The 16,077-nt window shown below is 70.3% G+C and carries 7 protein-coding genes; 2 read left to right on the top strand and 5 right to left on the bottom strand.

Annotated elements, in window-relative coordinates; translation table 11 throughout:
• Positions 1 to 16: 16 nt before the first annotated feature.
• Positions 17 to 961: a DUF58 domain-containing protein gene (locus WME76_RS02800; protein ID WP_437958673.1), complete on the top strand. Its 945-nt coding sequence runs from the start codon at positions 17 to 19 to the stop codon at positions 959 to 961.
• A complete protein-coding gene (locus WME76_RS02795; RefSeq protein WP_437958672.1) occupies positions 958 to 3,072 on the top strand; it encodes a VWA domain-containing protein in 2,115 nt (704 codons plus the stop codon). Before WME76_RS02800 ends, WME76_RS02795 begins: the two co-directional genes overlap by 4 nt.
• Before the next feature lie 15 nt (positions 3,073 to 3,087).
• Here WME76_RS02795 and panB read toward each other — a convergent pair whose 3' ends face one another.
• The 5 genes from panB to rpoB form a co-directional block, all read right to left on the bottom strand.
• Positions 3,088 to 4,035, bottom strand: a complete 948-nt coding sequence (gene panB, locus WME76_RS02790; protein ID WP_437958671.1) for a 3-methyl-2-oxobutanoate hydroxymethyltransferase — start codon at positions 4,033 to 4,035, stop codon at positions 3,088 to 3,090.
• Positions 4,036 to 4,216: 181 nt separating this feature from the next.
• Positions 4,217 to 4,846, bottom strand: a complete 630-nt coding sequence (locus WME76_RS02785; protein WP_437958670.1) for a GNAT family N-acetyltransferase — start codon at positions 4,844 to 4,846, stop codon at positions 4,217 to 4,219.
• A gap of 25 nt (positions 4,847 to 4,871) precedes the next feature.
• Entirely contained in the window at positions 4,872 to 7,112 is a 2,241-nt protein-coding gene (locus WME76_RS02780) for an HD domain-containing phosphohydrolase (RefSeq protein WP_437958669.1), read from the bottom strand.
• A 398-nt stretch (positions 7,113 to 7,510) separates the two neighbouring features.
• Positions 7,511 to 11,794, bottom strand: a complete 4,284-nt coding sequence (gene rpoC, locus WME76_RS02775) for a DNA-directed RNA polymerase subunit beta' (protein ID WP_437958668.1) — start codon at positions 11,792 to 11,794, stop codon at positions 7,511 to 7,513.
• Positions 11,795 to 11,935: 141 nt separating this feature from the next.
• Entirely contained in the window at positions 11,936 to 16,072 is a 4,137-nt protein-coding gene (gene rpoB / locus WME76_RS02770) for a DNA-directed RNA polymerase subunit beta (RefSeq protein ID WP_437958667.1), read from the bottom strand.
• Between the last annotated feature and the right edge of the window lie 5 nt (positions 16,073 to 16,077).

Raw genomic sequence — 16,077 nt, 5'->3', positions numbered from 1 at the left:
CTAAAGAAGCGCCCCTGTGCCGCCCTCTCCCGATCGCGCCTCGCTCGCCGCATTTCCCATCGACTGGGGCGGGCTCGCCCCGCTCCGCCTCAAATCGCGGGCCGTCGCCGAGGGCGTCTACGCCGGAATGCACCGCAGCATCCGCAAGGGCGCCGGCGTCGAGTTCGGCGGGCAGCGTCCCTACGTGCCCGGCGACGATCTCCGCTTCTTCGATCGCCGCGCGCTGCTCCGCCACGACCGCCTGATGGTGCGCGAGTTCGAGACCGAGACCGATCGCGCCCTCTGGCTGTGCGTCGACGCGACCGCCTCGATGTCGTACCGCGGCCGGCGCGCGCCCGGCGCCAAGCTCGCCTACGCGGCGCTCATCGCCGCGGCCATGGCCCGCGTCGCGCTCGCCACCGGCGATCCGGTGGGGCTCGCCTGGCTGGGCGGGGCCGGCACCCACGGCCTGCCCGCCATGGCGGGGCGCGAGGCGTTCGAGCGGATCGTCGGCGCCCTGGAGGCCACGTCCGCGGCCCAGGACTGGAGCGGCGACGCGAGCGCCATCGAGCGCGCGCTCGCGCCGGTCGCGAAGAAGGCGCGCCGCGGCGCCGTGGTGCTGCTCATCTCGGATCTCCTCGATCTTGCTGGTGAATCCGGCGCGGAGGGTGCGCTCTCCGCGTTCACGCCGCTCAGCACGGGCGGCCGCACGCTGATCGCCCTCCAGGTCCTCGATCCCAGCGAGGCGGAGCTCGACTTCGAGGGCAACGTGCGCCTCCGCGCCCTGGAGGGCGGCGCCGTGGTCGAGGCCGACGCGGGCGCGGTCCGCGCGCAGTACCAGGCGCGCCTCGCCGATCTCACCGACGCCTGGTCGCGCGCGCTCGCCTCGCGCGGCGGCCGCGTGCTCCGCGCGACGACCGCCGAGCCCCCGACCGACGTCGTCCGCGCGCTCGTGCAGGCGATCGCCGAGGTGCGCCGATGAGCTTCGTCACGCTCGGCGCGCTCTTGGTCGCGCTGCTCGTCGGCGCGCCGATCGCCGCGCACCTCCTGCGCCGCCGCCGCGCCGAGGAGCGGCCGTTCCCGCCGGCGCGCCTGGTCCCGGCCACGCCGCCGACGGCGCGGCGCCGGAGCCTCCTCGAGGACCGCGCCCTCTTCGCCACCCGGGCCCTCTCGGTGCTCGCGCTCGCGGTGCTCGGCGCGACGCCGCTCCTGCGCTGCTCGCACCTGTCGCTCAGCCGCAGGGCCGGCGCGTCCGTCGCCCTCGCGATCGTCGTCGACGACTCGCTGAGCATGCGGGCGCGGTCCCGCGCCGGCGACGCCGCGGGCGACGCGCGGCCGAGCGACGCGGCCTCGCGGTTCGAGCGCGCGCTGACGGCCGCGCGCGAGCTCGCCGGCGGGCTCGCGCCGGGCGACGCCGCGGCGATCGTCCTCGCGGGCGCGCCGGCCCGCGTCGCCCTCGCGTCGACGACCAACCTGGCCGCCGTCACCGAGGCGCTCGCCACGGTGACGCCGTCGGACCGCGCCACCGACCTCGACGGCGCCCTGGATCTCGCCCGCGATCTGCTCCGGGGGCTACCCCAGAGCGACAAGCGGATCGTGCTCCTCAGCGATCTCGCGGACGGCGCGCCCGGCGCCCCGCCCATCTCGGGCACGCCCGACATCGCCACGTGGGTGCCGCTCGAGGAGCTCGAGGCGGGCGGAGAGGACTGCGGGATCGTGCGCGCCGATCGATCCGGCCAGAAGGCGCGCGTCCGCGTCGTCTGCACCGCCGCGTCGGCCGCCGCGTCGGCCGCCGCGCCCGGGCCCGACCTCGCCGCAGCGGAGCGCGACGGCGGCGCAGCGGCGCCGCCCGCCGCGGGCGCCTCCGCCGCCGCGGGGCGCTCACTCGAGGTGCGCGCCGGCGACGCCGTGCTCGGCAAGGTCGCGCTCCCTCCGGCGCTGCGCGCCGAGGAGATCTCGATCGACCTGCCCTCCGGGACGCCCGAGATCCTGATCGCCGCGCTCACCGGCGGCGACGCGATCGCCGAGGACGATCGCGCGCCGATCATCCCTGCCGGCGGCCCGCTCTCGATCGCGGTCGTCGTCGACCCCGCCACCACGCACGTCGAGACGGGCGGCCCTCCGCCGCTCGAGCAGGCGCTCTCGGCGCTCGACCTCGACGCGCAGATCAGGCCCCTGCCCTCCGTCCCGGAGCACGCGGACGAGCTGGCCGCGCACGCGGGGCTCATCGTCGACGACGCGCCCGGGTTCACGCCGGAGGTGCGCCGCTCGCTCGCCGCGTGGGTGGAGCGCGGCGGCGTCGCGCTCCTGACGCTCGGCCAGCGGGCGGCCGCGGCGCCGCTCGGGGCCGGGTTCGAGCCGCTGGTGCCCGGGGTCGTCCGCTGGTCGTCGTCCCCGGTGCCCGGCGTGGATCCCGCCACGGCGGGCTGGCTCGGCCCGCCCGCGGCCGGCCTCGCCGACGTCGCCCCGCGCGGCCGGGCCACGCTCGGCCCGGAGGCCTCCGAGGGCGCCGAGGTGCTCGCCCGGTGGAAGGACGGCGCCCCGTTCCTGGTGCGCCGCCCGCTCGGGCGCGGCGTCGTGCTGTTCATGACGTTGCCGCTCAGCACGGAGGAGAGCGACGTCTCCCTGCGGCCGGCGTTCCTGTCGCTGCTCGACGGGTTCGTGGGCGCCGCGCGCGCGCGGGGCGGAGCGCGCCGCCTCGCTGCCGGCGAGATGTGGACGTTCGACGGCTACCGCGACGTGAAGGTCGAGCGCGTGCGGGTCGACGGCAGCGAGGGCTCCGCGGGGCGCGAGCCGCTCCCCGTCGCGGAGGTCGAGCGGCGGCTGCGCGTGTCGCCCCCGCTCGCCGGCCTCTACGAGCTCACCCTCGACGGCGAGCGCTCGACGCGCGTCGTCTCGGTCCCCGAGCGCGAGATCGACCTGCGCCCTCGCCGCGTCACCGAGGGCGCCCGCGCCGCGGAGCTGGGCGGCATGTCCGCGTCGATCGACGCTTCGCCCTATGTGGCGCTGCTGCTGCTGGTGCTGCTCGCGGCCGAGCTCCTGCTGCGCGCCCTCGGCGCGCGGCGGGAGCCCGCGGAGGCCCGGGCCGGCTGAAGCCGGCCGAGGCTTTCAGTGCGTCTGCCAGTGCGCGGGGATCTCGTCCGCCGGCGGGAACTCCGGCTTGGCCGGCGCCGCGGCGACGGCCGGGGCCCGGCGCGGCCCGTTCGGCTTGAAGCTGTGCTCCGCGGCCGGGAACGTGCGCGACTGCACCTCGTCCACGTAGGCGCGCGTCGCCTCCACGATCTGGTCGCCGACCTCGGCGAAGCGCTTCGCGAACTTCGGGGTCAGCTCGCGGAACATCCCGAGCAGGTCGTAACAGACGAGGACCTGCCCGTCGCACCCGGCCCCGGCGCCGATGCCGATCGTCGGGACGGAGACCGCCGCCGTCACCTCCTGCGCGAGGTCCGGCGGGATGGCCTCGAGGACGATCGCGTAGACGCCCGCCTCGTCGAGGATGCGCGCGTCGGCGATGAGGCGCTCGGCCGCCTCGTCGCCCTTGCCCTGCACCTTGAAGCCGCCCATCGCGTGCACGGACTGCGGCGTGAGCCCGAGGTGGCCCATCACCGGGATGCCCGCGGCGACGATCCGGCGCACGTGCTCGGCGATCTCCGCGCCCCCCTCGAGCTTGATGCTCTCGAAGCTGCCCTCCTTCATCATCCGCCCGGCGTTCTCGAGCGCGTGCACAGGGGAGAGCTGGAAGCTCATGAACGGCATGTCGCCCACGACGTGGGCGCGCCGCGCGCCGCGCGTCACCGCGCGCCCGTGGTAGCAGATCTCCTCGACCGTCACGGGGAGCGTGGTCGTGTGCCCCTGCACGACCATCCCGAGCGAGTCGCCGACGAGCAGCAGATCGGCGCCGCCCTCGTCGAGCAGCCGCGCCATCGTGAAGTCGTAGGCCGTCACCATCGCGATCGGCGAGACCCCTTTGCGGGAGCGGATCTCGGGGACAGTGACCTTCGCCGAGCGCTGCGCCTGTCTGCGCGCGCCGCCGCCACCATTGCCTTGCGGACCGTACATTGTGCCTCCGGGTCGCGGCCGCACCTGCGGTCCACGCCTCCGGAGAGGCTAGAGCGGCGCCCGCTCACCGGCAAGACGCGGCGCGCGGGCCGCCGCGACGGCCGCGGTCAACCGGCCGTAATCTCCAGCGATCTCCCGTGCTTGCGAGCCGCGAGGGGCGTCGCGCCGCCGCGCAGCCAGGTCATCCGCGGCGCTGGCCGGCGCTCCCCGACGGGAGACCCGCCGCCGGCGCTCGCGAGGCGCCCGGTGGCGCGGCGCGGGGGTTCGTCAGCGCGGTCAGGACGTGGTCGCGCCAGGCGCCGTCGATGTAGAGGTAATCGCGGGCGTACCCCTCGACGACGAAGCCGAGGCGCCGGAGCAGCCGGCCGCTGCGCTCGTTGTGCGGCAGGTAATTCGCCATCACCCGGTGGAAGCCGAGCGTGTCGAACATGTACGCGAGCGCCGCCTGGATCGCCTCGGACATGACCCCCGAGCCCACGGCGCGCTGGTCGAGCGAGTAGCCGAGGGTCGCGGCCTGGAAGGCGCCGCGGACGAACTGGTTGAAGTTGCAGACCCCGATCACCTCGCCCTCGGCAGCGCCGCGCCACTGGAGCGCGAGCCGGAGCGCCCGGTCCGCGGCGAGGTCGTCGCGATCGCGGAGGACGCGCTCGCGCCAGAACGCCTCGGTGTAGAAGCCCTCGGGGCGCGGCGGATCCCACCGGGCCAGGTGGTCGCGGTTGCGCTCGAAGTAGCCGAGGTAGCGGCCGGCGAGCTCGGGGGGCGGGATCGAGAGGCGCAGCCGCGGGGTCTCGATGCAGACGGCGCTCTTCAACCCGGCCTCCACGCGCGCGGCGCGTCTACGACAGGGTCCCTTCGTCGAGGCGGCGCATCCCTTCGAGGAGCAGCGCCTCGGGCGAGGCGGTGATGCTGCGGGTGCTGGGCGAGAAGCTCGGGTCGAGGCGGAAGTCCCCCTCGCGGAGCGTGAGCATCCGGTAGAACGCGTCCTCGCCCTGCGCGCCGGCCCAGAGCGCGTGGACGACCTGCCCGTCGGCGAAGTGGATCTCGCCGGCCATCGAGTTCGCCTGGATCTTGAGCGCGCACGTCTTCCGGCCATGCCAGAGGATCTGGATCATGTCCGGCAGGCCCATCTCGGCGAGCGAGCCGGACACGCCGCGGGGGACGGCGGTCGAGGAGCGCCGCTCGATGAGCTGGCGGAGCTTGGCGGCCATGACGTCGGTCGACGCGGGCTTCGAGACGAAGTCGTCGACGCCGAGATCGAAGGCGCGCTGCGCGGTCTGCCGGTCCGTCTTCGCGGTGAGGATGACCCACGTCTTGTCGCGGCCGAAGCCGAGCTTCAGCGCGTCGGCCCGGAGCGCGAGGCCGGCGTCGGGCTCCTCGAGATCGATCTCGCTGACGACCACCTCGATGTCCTTCGTCTCGAGCTCGCGCCGCGCCTGCGCCACGTTGCGCGCGATCGAGACCTCGAATCCCTGCTCGAGGAGCCGCAGCTCGAGCACCGTCGTCTCCTCGGGGTCCGGGTCGACGATGAGCGCCTGGTGCCGGTCGGACAGGAGCTTCGCGCGCATGTCGTCGCCGGTCATGACCTGGCGGAAGAGGTCGACGATGTTCGGATCGAAGATGGTGCCGCGGTACTGGGCGAGCACGTCGCAGGCCTCGGGCGGGCGGAGCGCCTTGCGGTAGGGGTTGCGCGGGTTCTGCGTCAGGTCCGCGTAGGTGTCAGCGACCGCGAGGATCCGCGCCCCGAGCGGGATCTCCTTGCCGGACAGGCCGTCGGGGAAGCCGCTGCCGTCGTAGCGCTCGTACATCAGGTTGATCGCCGAGACGACGTCCTGCGGCAGGCCCACCGACTCCATGAGGTGCGCCGGGAGGTCGACGCTCTTCGTCGCGGCGAGCCGGTGCCCCTCGTACTCGGCGACGTTGAGCGCGGTGAGGTGGTACGGGCCGTTCTTGCCGAGGTCGTGCAGGTAAGCCGACGCCACGTAGCTCGCGACCGTGGTCGGCGGCAGGCCGATGCGCTCACAGAGCTTCCGGACGATGCGCGCGACCGTGGAGGAGTGGCCCCGCAGGTCCTGCCGGTTGTTCTCGAGCAGGCTGACGAGGACGTTGAGCGTCTCGACGTACGCGTGGCTGGTGGTCGGGTGCGGCGGCGGCGGGACCGGCGCGGACACCGGAGCGATCTGCTGCGGCTGGGCGGGAGGCGACGGCGGCACCGGCGTCGGCGGAGGGCCAGCCGTGGCCCCCCGGGGCGGGGCCGAGGGCGCCCGCATGACGGCCGGAGCCAGCGGCGTCGTGACGAGCGGCACGGGCACGGGCGCGAGCGCCGGCGTCGCGTGCGCCGGCACTCCGTGCATCGTCTGCGTGTGCATCGGCTGGGCATGCGGAGGCGTCACGTGCGCGGGCTGCCCGTGCATCGTCTGCCCGTGCATCGTCTGCGGATGCGCCGCGGGCACGTGGGTCATGGAGGCCCGATCGTGCATCATCGGCGCGCGCTCATGCGTCATGGACGCGCGCTCGTGGGCCGTCGACGTGCGCTCGAAGGGGTTGTTGTTGGCGTTGTTGTAGAGGACCTCGTCGAACGAGCTCACCGGCCGGAGCAGCGAGTTGAACGCGGTCGTGTCGCCCCGGTAGTGGTACGCGATGGCCGCGCGCACGGCCGCCGGCCGGGCGACGATGGCGCGAACGTCCCGCACGCCCGCAGCCAGACGGATCTCGTGCAGCGCGACGTCGTTGTCCGGGTCCGCGGTCGCGACGGAGAGCGTCGTGTTCCGTTCGTCGAGCAGGACCGGGAAGACGCCGTGCAGCGTCGCGGTGATCGCCGAGACCTTGGCGAGCACGCGCGGCTCGATGATCGCCTTCGAGAGCTTCTCGGTCGAGACGAAGCGGGTGTTGTGGACGGTCGCGATGAACTTCAGGAGCTCGGCCTCGTTGACGATATCGAGCTCGATGATGGCGTCCTCGATGCGGCCGCGCGTACGCATGGCGTACTCCACGGCGCGACGATGATCGTCCGGGGTGATGCGCCCCTCGAGGACGAGGCGATCGGCAATCCGCTGGTTCAATCCGTGAACGGAAGCCATCGAAACCCTGATTCTACTCAAAAATTGGGGGTGGGCGCGCGCCGGAGAACCCTCGCGGACGGGAGCACGCGGGGAGAGCTGGCCTGCCGCTCGCGGCGTATGCAGCCATGGGGTGCGTTCTATGAATGAGAGCAGAGCTGGGGGCTCCGCGCGAGCCCCGTGAACATCCGGGCGAACGCCGGTTGAATCCCGTGACCCCGCTCGACCGATGCGCTGCTACGTGAGGTGAAGACTGACCCCGGGTGGGCGTGCGCGCCACGTCTGGCGCGGTTCGCCAGACCGGGAGGCCCGAGGCTGCGGGCGGGAAAGCGGTCTCCTGACCGGCGCGAGAGCGCCTCGCAGGAGGCGGGCGCGCTCAGGGGCGAAGCTGACCCCGCCCCTGGCGCGCCGCGTGGCCGCTACTCCTCGTTCACGGCGGTGAGCGTCTCCTCGGGACGCGGCCGCGGGGCGACGTACGGGGCCTGAACCACCGGCTCGCCCTCGACCACGACCTGGAGGCGCTTGTAGGCGGGCAGCCCCGTCCCGGCCGGGATCAGGCGGCCCATGATGACGTTCTCCTTGAGACCGCGGAGATCGTCCGTCTTGCCGTTGATCGCGGCCTCGGTGAGCACCTTGGTCGTCTCCTGGAACGACGAGGCGCTGATGAACGACTCGGTCGACAGGCTGGCCTTGGTGATGCCGAGGAGGAGCGCCTCGGCGATGGCGGGCTTGCCGCCGCGCTCGAGGACGGTCTCGTTCTCCTTCTCGAAGATGTGCTTCTCCACCTGCTCGTCGACCAGGAAGTTGGTGTCGCCGACCTCGCGCACGCGGACCCGCCGGAGCATCTGCCGGACGATGACCTCGATGTGCTTGTCGTTGATACCGACGCCCTGGAGCCGGTAGACCTGCTGGATCTCGTTCACGAGCCAGGCCGACAGCTCCTTCTCGCCCTTCACCCGGAGGATGTCGTGCGGGTTCGGCGGGCCGTCCTGGAGGGGGTCACCCGCGCGCACCCGGTCACCCGGCTGCACCTGGATGTGCTTGCCCTTCGGGATCAGGTACTCGCGCGCCTGATCGCCGAGCGCGTGCCCGTCCGGCGAGTACGGCGTGATGATGACCTTCCGCTTGCCCTTCGTGTCCTTGCCGAACGTGACCTCGCCGTCGATCTCGCTGATGATCGCGTGATCCTTCGGCTTTCGGGCCTCGAACAGCTCGGCGACGCGGGGCAGACCGCCGGTGATGTCCTGCACCTTCGTCGTATCGCGCGGGATCTTCGCGATGACCTCGCCGGCCTCGATGAGATCCCCCTCCTGGGCGACGATGTGCGCGCCGACAGGCAGCAGGTAGCGCGCCTCGAGCTCGCTGTTCGGGAGCTTCAGCGTCCTGCCGGACTCGGGGTCCTTCAGCGAGATGCGCGGGCGGACGTCGGCCGCCTTCGACTCGATGACGACCTTCCGGGAGAGGCCCGTCACCTCGTCGAGGCGATCCTGCACGCTGACGCCCTCGATGAGGTCGCCGAACTTCACCACGCCGGAGACCTCGGTGAGGATCGGCGTCGCGAACTGGTCCCACTCGGCGAGCAGCTCGCCGGGCTTGGTGCGCTCGCCGTCGGCCTTCTTGAGGATGGCGCCGTAGACGAGGCGGTTGTGCTCGCGCTCGCGGCCCGTCTCGTCGACGACCACGATCTCGCCGTGGCGGTTCATGACCACCATGGTGCCGTCCTTCTTCTTCTGGACGACCGCGCGACGCAGGCGGACGGTGCCCTCGGTGCGGGCCTCGAGGTAGCTCGCCTCGATCTTGCCGCGCGCCGCGGTGCCGCCGATGTGGAAGGTGCGCATCGTGAGCTGCGTGCCGGGCTCGCCGATCGACTGGGCGGCGATGATGCCGACCGCCTCGCCGATGTTGACCCGGTAGCCGCGCGCGAGGTCGCGCCCGTAGCACAGCGCGCAGACCCCGCGGCGGAGCTGGCACGTGAGCACCGAGCGGATGACGACCTCCTCGATGCCGGCGTCCTCGATGGACCGCACCGCCTGCTCGTCGAGCTCGGTGTTCGCCGTGATGAGCACCTCCCCGGTGAGCGGGTCGACGACGTCCTCCAGCGCCACGCGGCCGAGGATGCGGTCGCCGAGCGGCTGGATGACCTCGCCGGCCTCCTCGAGCTTCGCCACGCGGATACCGTCGAGCGTGCCGCAGTCGAACTCGGAGATGACCGCGTCCTGCGCCACGTCGACGAGCCGCCGGGTGAGGTAACCCGAGTTCGCCGTCTTGAGCGCCGTGTCCGCGAGGCCCTTCCGCGCGCCGTGCGTCGAGATGAAGTACTGGAGCACGCTGAGACCCTCGCGGAAGTTCGCGGTGATCGGCGTCTCGATGATCTCGCCGGACGGCTTGGCCATCAGGCCGCGCATCGCGGCCAGCTGCCGGATCTGCTGCGTGGAGCCGCGCGCGCCGGAGTCGGCCATGATGTAGATGGGATTGAAGCTCGGCTCGATCGAGGACTTGCCCGTCTCGTGGTCGACGATCGTCTCCTTGCCGATGCCGCCCATCATCTCGGTCGTGACCTGGTCGGCGATGCTCGCCCAGATATCGACGATCTTGTTGTACCGCTCGCCGTCGGTGATGAGCCCCTCCTGGTACTGCTCGACGACGCGCTCGACCTCCTTCTGCGCCTCGCCAAGGAGGACCTTCTTGGCCGCGGGGATCACCATGTGATCCATGCAGATGGAGATGCCCGCCCGCATCGCATGGTCGAAGCCGAGCGTGCGGAGCCGGTCCGCGAGGAGGACCGTCTCCTTGTTGCGGTGGATGCGGTAGCAGACGTCGATGAGCGCCGAGAGCGCCTTCTTGTCGAGGGTCTTGTTCGCGTACTCGAACGCGACCCCCTTCGGGAGGACCTCGGAGATGATGACGCGGCCGACCGTGGTCTCGACGATCCGGCGCTTCACGTGGCCGAACTCGTCGAGCTGCGGGTTGCCGTCGTCGTCGATGATCGGCACGCGGACGCGGACGCCGGCGTGCAGCGCGACCTCGCCGTTGTCGTAGGCCATCCGCACCTCCTCGGGGGAGGCGTAGATGCCCCGCAGGTAGCCCTGCGCCACGCCGTCCTCGCCGAAGGAGAGCGTGTCGGCGCGGTAGGATCCCTTCTCGAACTTCCGCTCGCGGGTCGCGTAGTAGAGCCCGAGCACGATGTCCTGCGTCGGGTTGATGATCGGCTTGCCGCTCGCGGGCGAGAGGATGTTGTTCGTGCTCATCATGAGCACGCGCGCCTCCATCTGCGCCTCGACCGACAGCGGCACGTGGACCGCCATCTGGTCGCCGTCGAAGTCGGCGTTGAACGCCGCGCAGACCAGCGGGTGGAGCTGGATCGCCTTGCCCTCGATGAGGACCGGCTCGAACGCCTGGATGCCGAGGCGGTGCAGCGTCGGGGCGCGGTTCAGGAGCACCGGGTGCTCGCTGATGACCTCCTCGAGGATGTCCCAGACCTCCGGGCGCTCCTTCTCCACCATCTTCTTCGCGCTCTTGATGGTGTTGACGTAGCCGCGCTCTTCCAGCTTGTTGTAGATGAACGGCTTGAAGAGCTCGAGCGCCATCTTCTTGGGCAGACCGCACTGGTGCAGGCGCAGCGTCGGGCCCACGACGATGACGGAGCGACCCGAGTAATCGACGCGCTTGCCGAGCAGGTTCTGGCGGAACCGGCCCTGCTTGCCCTTCAGCATGTCGGAGAGCGACTTGAGCGGGCGCTTGTTCGGGCCGGTGATCGTCTTGCCGCGGCGGCCGTTGTCGAACAGCGCGTCGACCGCCTCCTGCAGCATCCGCCGCTCGTTCCGGATGATGATCTCCGGCGCGTTCAGCTCGAGGAGCCGCTTCAGACGGTTGTTGCGGTTGATGACGCGCCGGTAGAGGTCGTTCAGATCGCTGGTGGCGAAGCGGCCGCCGTCCAGGGGGACGAGCGGGCGCAGATCCGGCGGCAGCACCGGGATCACGGTCAGCATCATCCACTCCGGCCGGTTGCCGCTCTCGCGGAAGGCCTCGACGACCTTCAGCCGCTTGGCGAGCTTCTTCCGCTTCGCCTCGCTGGTCGCGGCGCGCATCTCGGTCCTGAGCAGCTCGGCCAGGCCGTGGACGTCGACCTGCTTGAGCATCTCGAGGATCGCCTCGCCGCCCATCCCGGCGCTGAACTTGTCGTCACCGTACTCGTCGAGGAGCTGCAGATAGCGCTCCTCGCTCAGGAGATCGCCCCGCATGAGGCCGGTCTCCTTCGGGTCGATGACGATGTAGGCCTCGCAATAGAGCACCTTCTCCAGGTCCTTGAGCGTGATGTCGAGCATGTTGCCGATGCGCGACGGGAGGCTCTTCAGGAACCAGATGTGGGCCACCGGCGTGGCCAGCGAGATGTGCCCGAGCCGCTCGCGGCGGACCTTGGACTGGATGACCTCGACGCCGCACTTCTCGCACACGATCCCACGGTGCTTCATGCGCTTGTACTTGCCGCAGTTGCACTCGTAGTCCTTCACCGGCCCGAATATCTTGGCGCAGAACAGACCATCCCGCTCCGGCTTGAACGTCCGGTAGTTGATGGTCTCCGGCTTCTTGACCTCGCCGTGCGACCACTCGCGGATCTTCTCCGGGCTCGCGAGCGAGATGCGGATAGCGCTGAACGACAGCGGGTCTTTGGGCTTCTCGAAGAAGCTGAAGATGTCACGCATGGAGACCTCCGGAGACGGAAACGAAACCGATGAACCTGTCCGCGCCCACTGTGTCAGCGCTCGGGGGCGCGCCGCCCTCGCCGCGCGCCTCCCCTGTCATCACCGACCAGGCGCGCGGCGCTCGTGACGTGACGAACTGCATCACTCCTCTTCCTCCGCGGCCGAGGCCTCCACGCCTCCGCTCGTCTCGACCAGCTCGACGTTCAGGCAGAGCGACTGGAGCTCCTTGATGAGCACGTTGAAGCTCTCCGGCAGCCCCGCCTCCAGGGTGTAATCCCCCTTCACGATGGCCTCGTACATCCGGGTGCGGCCCATCACGTCGTCGCTCTTCACGGTGAGGAACTCCTGCAGCGCATACGCGGCGCCGTAGGCTTCCATCGCCCAGACCTCCATCTCGCCGAGCCGCTGCCCGCCGAACTGCGCCTTGCCGCCGAGGGGCTGCTGCGTGACCAGCGAGTACGGCCCGATCGAGCGAGCGTGGATCTTGTCGTCGACCAGGTGGTGGAGCTTCAGCATGTACATGATGCCCACCGTGACGTTCTGGTCGAACGCGTCGCCCGTCCGGCCGTCGAAGAGGATCGCCTGACCCGAGGTCGGGAGTCCGGCGAGCTCGAGGGCGCCCTTGATGTCGGACTCGTGCGCGCCGTCGAACACCGGCGATCCCATGAAGACGCCCTCATCGACCGTCTTGACGAAGCGCTTGACGTCGGCGTCGTCGAGGTTGTCGAAGAAGCCATCCATCGACTCGTCGCCGGCGTAGATGGCCTTCAGGTGCTCCTTGACCTCGGCCGTCGCCCGCTGCTGCTCCAGCATGCGCTGGAGCTGATTGCCGAGCTCGAAGGCGCCCCACCCGAGGTGGATCTCGAGGATCTGCCCGACGTTCATGCGGCTCGGGACGCCGAGCGGGTTGAGCACGAGGTCGACCGGCCTGCCGTCCTGGAGATACGGCATGTCCTCCTCGGGGAGGATCCGGCTGATGACACCCTTGTTGCCGTGGCGGCCCGCCATCTTGTCGCCGACCTGGAGCTTGCGCTTGATGGCGATATAGACCTTCACCATCTTGATGACGCCAGGCGGCAGCTCATCGCCCTTGGAGAGGCGATCGATCTTGTCGCGGAAGTGCTCCTCGCGCGTGCGGACGAGCTCCTCGAGGTCGCGCAGGATCTGCTGGACGCGCTCGGCGTCGTCGACGGGGATCTCGCCCCAGTACTTGCGCGGGATGTCGACGAGCGACGCCTCATCGATGATGGCGCCCTTCTGGAAGAGCACCTTGCCCTTGTCGTCGACGAGCTTGCCCGTCGTCTCCCTGCCGAGGAGGATCTCGCGGATGCGGCGGAAGAACGAGTCGCGGAGGATCTTGATCTCCTCGTCGCGCGTCCGCTCGATCCGGGCCCGCTCCTGATCCTCGATGTCCCGCGCGCGGTCGTCCTTCTCGGTCCCCTTGCGCGAGAACACCCGGGCGTTGATGACGATCCCGCCGACGCCGGGCGGCACCTTCAGCGAGCTGTCGCGGACGTCGCCGGCCTTCTCGCCGAAGATCGCCCTGAGCAGCTTCTCCTCGGGCGAGAGCTGGGTCTCCCCCTTCGGGGTGATCTTGCCGACCAGGATGTCGCCCGGACGCACCTCGGCCCCGATGCGCACGATGCCGGAGTCGTCGAGGTCCTTGAGCGCCTCCTCGCCGACGTTCGGGATGTCGCGGGTGATCTCTTCCTTGCCGAGCTTCGTGTCGCGGGCGACGCACTCGAACTCCTCGATGTGGATCGAGGTGAACACGTCGTCCTTGGCGATGCGCTCGGAGACCAGGATCGAGTCCTCGAAGTTGTAGCCCTGCCACGGCATGAACGCGACGAGCACGTTCTGGCCGAGCGCGAGCTCGCCCATGTCCGTCGACGGCCCGTCGGCGAGCACGTCGCCCTTCTTCACCACCTCGCCCGTCCTGACGACCGGCTTCTGCGTGTAGCAGGTCGACTGGTTCGAGCGCTGGAACTTCATGAGGTGGTAGATATCGGGCACCTCGGCGCCCTCGCCCTCGGCCCGGACGACGATGCGCGTCGCGTCCACGCTCTCGACGACGCCAGGGCGCCGCGCGATGACGCAGACGCCGGAGTCGCGGGCGAGCCGCTCCTCCATGCCGGTGCCCACGAGCGGGGCGTGCGACTGGACCAGCGGCACGGCCTGGCGCTGCATGTTGGCGCCCATGAGCGCGCGGTTCGCGTCGTCGTGCTCGAGGAAGGGCACGAGCGCGGCGGCGACCGACACCATCTGGTTCGGCGCGACGTCCATCAGCTCGACCATCTCGGGCGTGACGATCTTGAACTCGCCGTTGTAGCGGGCCGAGACGAGGGACTCCTTGAAGCGCCCGCCCTCATCGAGGTTCACGGTCGCCTGCGCGATGTACTTGCCCTCCTCCTCGAGCGCGGAGAGCCAGATCACGTCCTCGGTCACTCGACCGTTCTCGACCTTGCGGTACGGCGTCTCGACGAAGCCGAACTCGTTCACGCGGGCGAACGTCGACAGCGACGCGATGAGGCCGATGTTCGGGCCTTCCGGCGTCTCGATCGGGCAGATGCGGCCGTAGTGCGTCGCATGGACGTCGCGCACCTCGAAGCCGGCGCGCTCACGGGTGAGGCCGCCCGGCCCGAGCGCCGACAGGCGGCGCTTGTGGGTGACCTCCGAGAGCGGGTTGGTCTGGTCCATGAACTGCGAGAGCTGAGAGCTCCCGAAGTACTCCTTGACCACCGCGCTGACCGGCTTCGCGTTGATCAGGTCGTGCGGCATGAGCGTGTCGATCTCCTGCGACATGCTCATGCGCTCCTTGATCGCGCGCTCCATGCGGACGAGGCCGATGCGGTACTGATTCTCCATCAGCTCACCGACCGCGCGCACGCGGCGGTTGCCGAGGTGGTCGATGTCGTCGACCGAGCCGCGGCCGTTCTTGAGCTCGATGAGGTGCCGCACCGTCTCGAGGATGTCCTGCGGGGTGAGCACGGTGAGGTCGAGCCCCGGCCGCTCCTCCTCGGGGACGTCCCGGTAGAACTTGTAGTTCAGCTTCAACCGGCCGACCTTCGACAGGTCGTAGCGCTCGGCGTTGAAGAACAGGTTGTGGAACAGGGTCTTGGCGGTCTCGAGCGTGGGCGGATCGCCCGGCCGCAGGCGCCGGTAGATCTCCAGGATCGAGTCCTCCATCGTCTTCACCTTGTCGGTGAGCAGCGTGTCGCGGAGGTACGAGCCCACGTTCAGGCCGTCGATGAAGAGGATGCGGAACTGCTCGATGTTCGCGTCGCGCAGCCGCTCGAGCTTCGCCTCGGTGAGCTCCTCGTTCACCTCGACCACGACCTCGCCCGTCTCCGGGTCGACGATGTCGTGCGCAGCCACCTTCCCGACGAGCTCCTCCGGCTCGAGGCTGAGCCGCTCGAGCTTCGCCTCCTTCATCTTCCGGATGGCAGCGCGCGTGAACTTGGTGTTCTTCTTGACGATGACGTCGTTGCCGATCTTGATGTCGCGCGTCGTCCGCTGGCCGGCCAGGAGGTCGTACTCGATGCTCTTCGCGTACTTGCCGCCCTTCTCGAGGTACACGGTCTCCGTCGAGTAGAAGTAGTTCAGCAGGTCCTGCGTCGAGTAGCCGAGCGCGCGCAGCAGCACGGTCGCGTGCATCTTCCGCCGGCGGTCGATGCGAACGTAGATGATGTCCTTCGGGTCGAACTCGAAGTCGAGCCACGAGCCGCGGTAGGGGATGACGCGCGCGGAATAGAGCAGCTTGCCGCTCGAGTGCGTCTTGCCCTTGTCGTGGTCGAAGAAGACGCCGGGGCTGCGGTGGAGCTGGCTGACGACGACGCGCTCGGTGCCGTTGATGATGAACGTGCCCGTCTCGGTCATCAGCGGCAGCTCGCCGAAGTAGACCTCCTGCTCCTTGATGTCGCGCACGATCCGCTCCCCGCCGTCGCGGGTGTCGTAGATCATGAGCTGGTTCGTGACCTTGATCGGCGCCGAGTAGGTCATACCGCGCTGGCGACACTCATCGACGTCGTACTTCGGCGGCTCGAGGTTGTACGAGACGAAGACGAGCTCGCTCGTGCCGTTGAAGTCTTTGATCGGGAAGACCGAGCGGAACACCGCCTGCAGCCCGACTTCCTCCCGCTCGTTCGGCGGAACGCTCATCTGGAGGAATTTGTCGTAGCTCGACTTCTGGATGTCGATCAGGTTGGGGACGTCGATGATGCGACGAACGCGACCCAGGTTCTTACGGACGCGGAAGTTGGATTGGACGACCGACGGCATCGATT

The sequence above is a fragment of the Sorangium sp. So ce119 genome (assembly GCF_051524405.1).
In the GTDB taxonomy this organism is placed as follows: Bacteria; Myxococcota_A; Polyangia; order Polyangiales; family Polyangiaceae; genus Sorangium; species Sorangium cellulosum_G.
The sequence above is the reverse complement of the archived record's forward strand: the minus strand, read 5'-3'. Positions and strand labels throughout refer to the sequence as shown.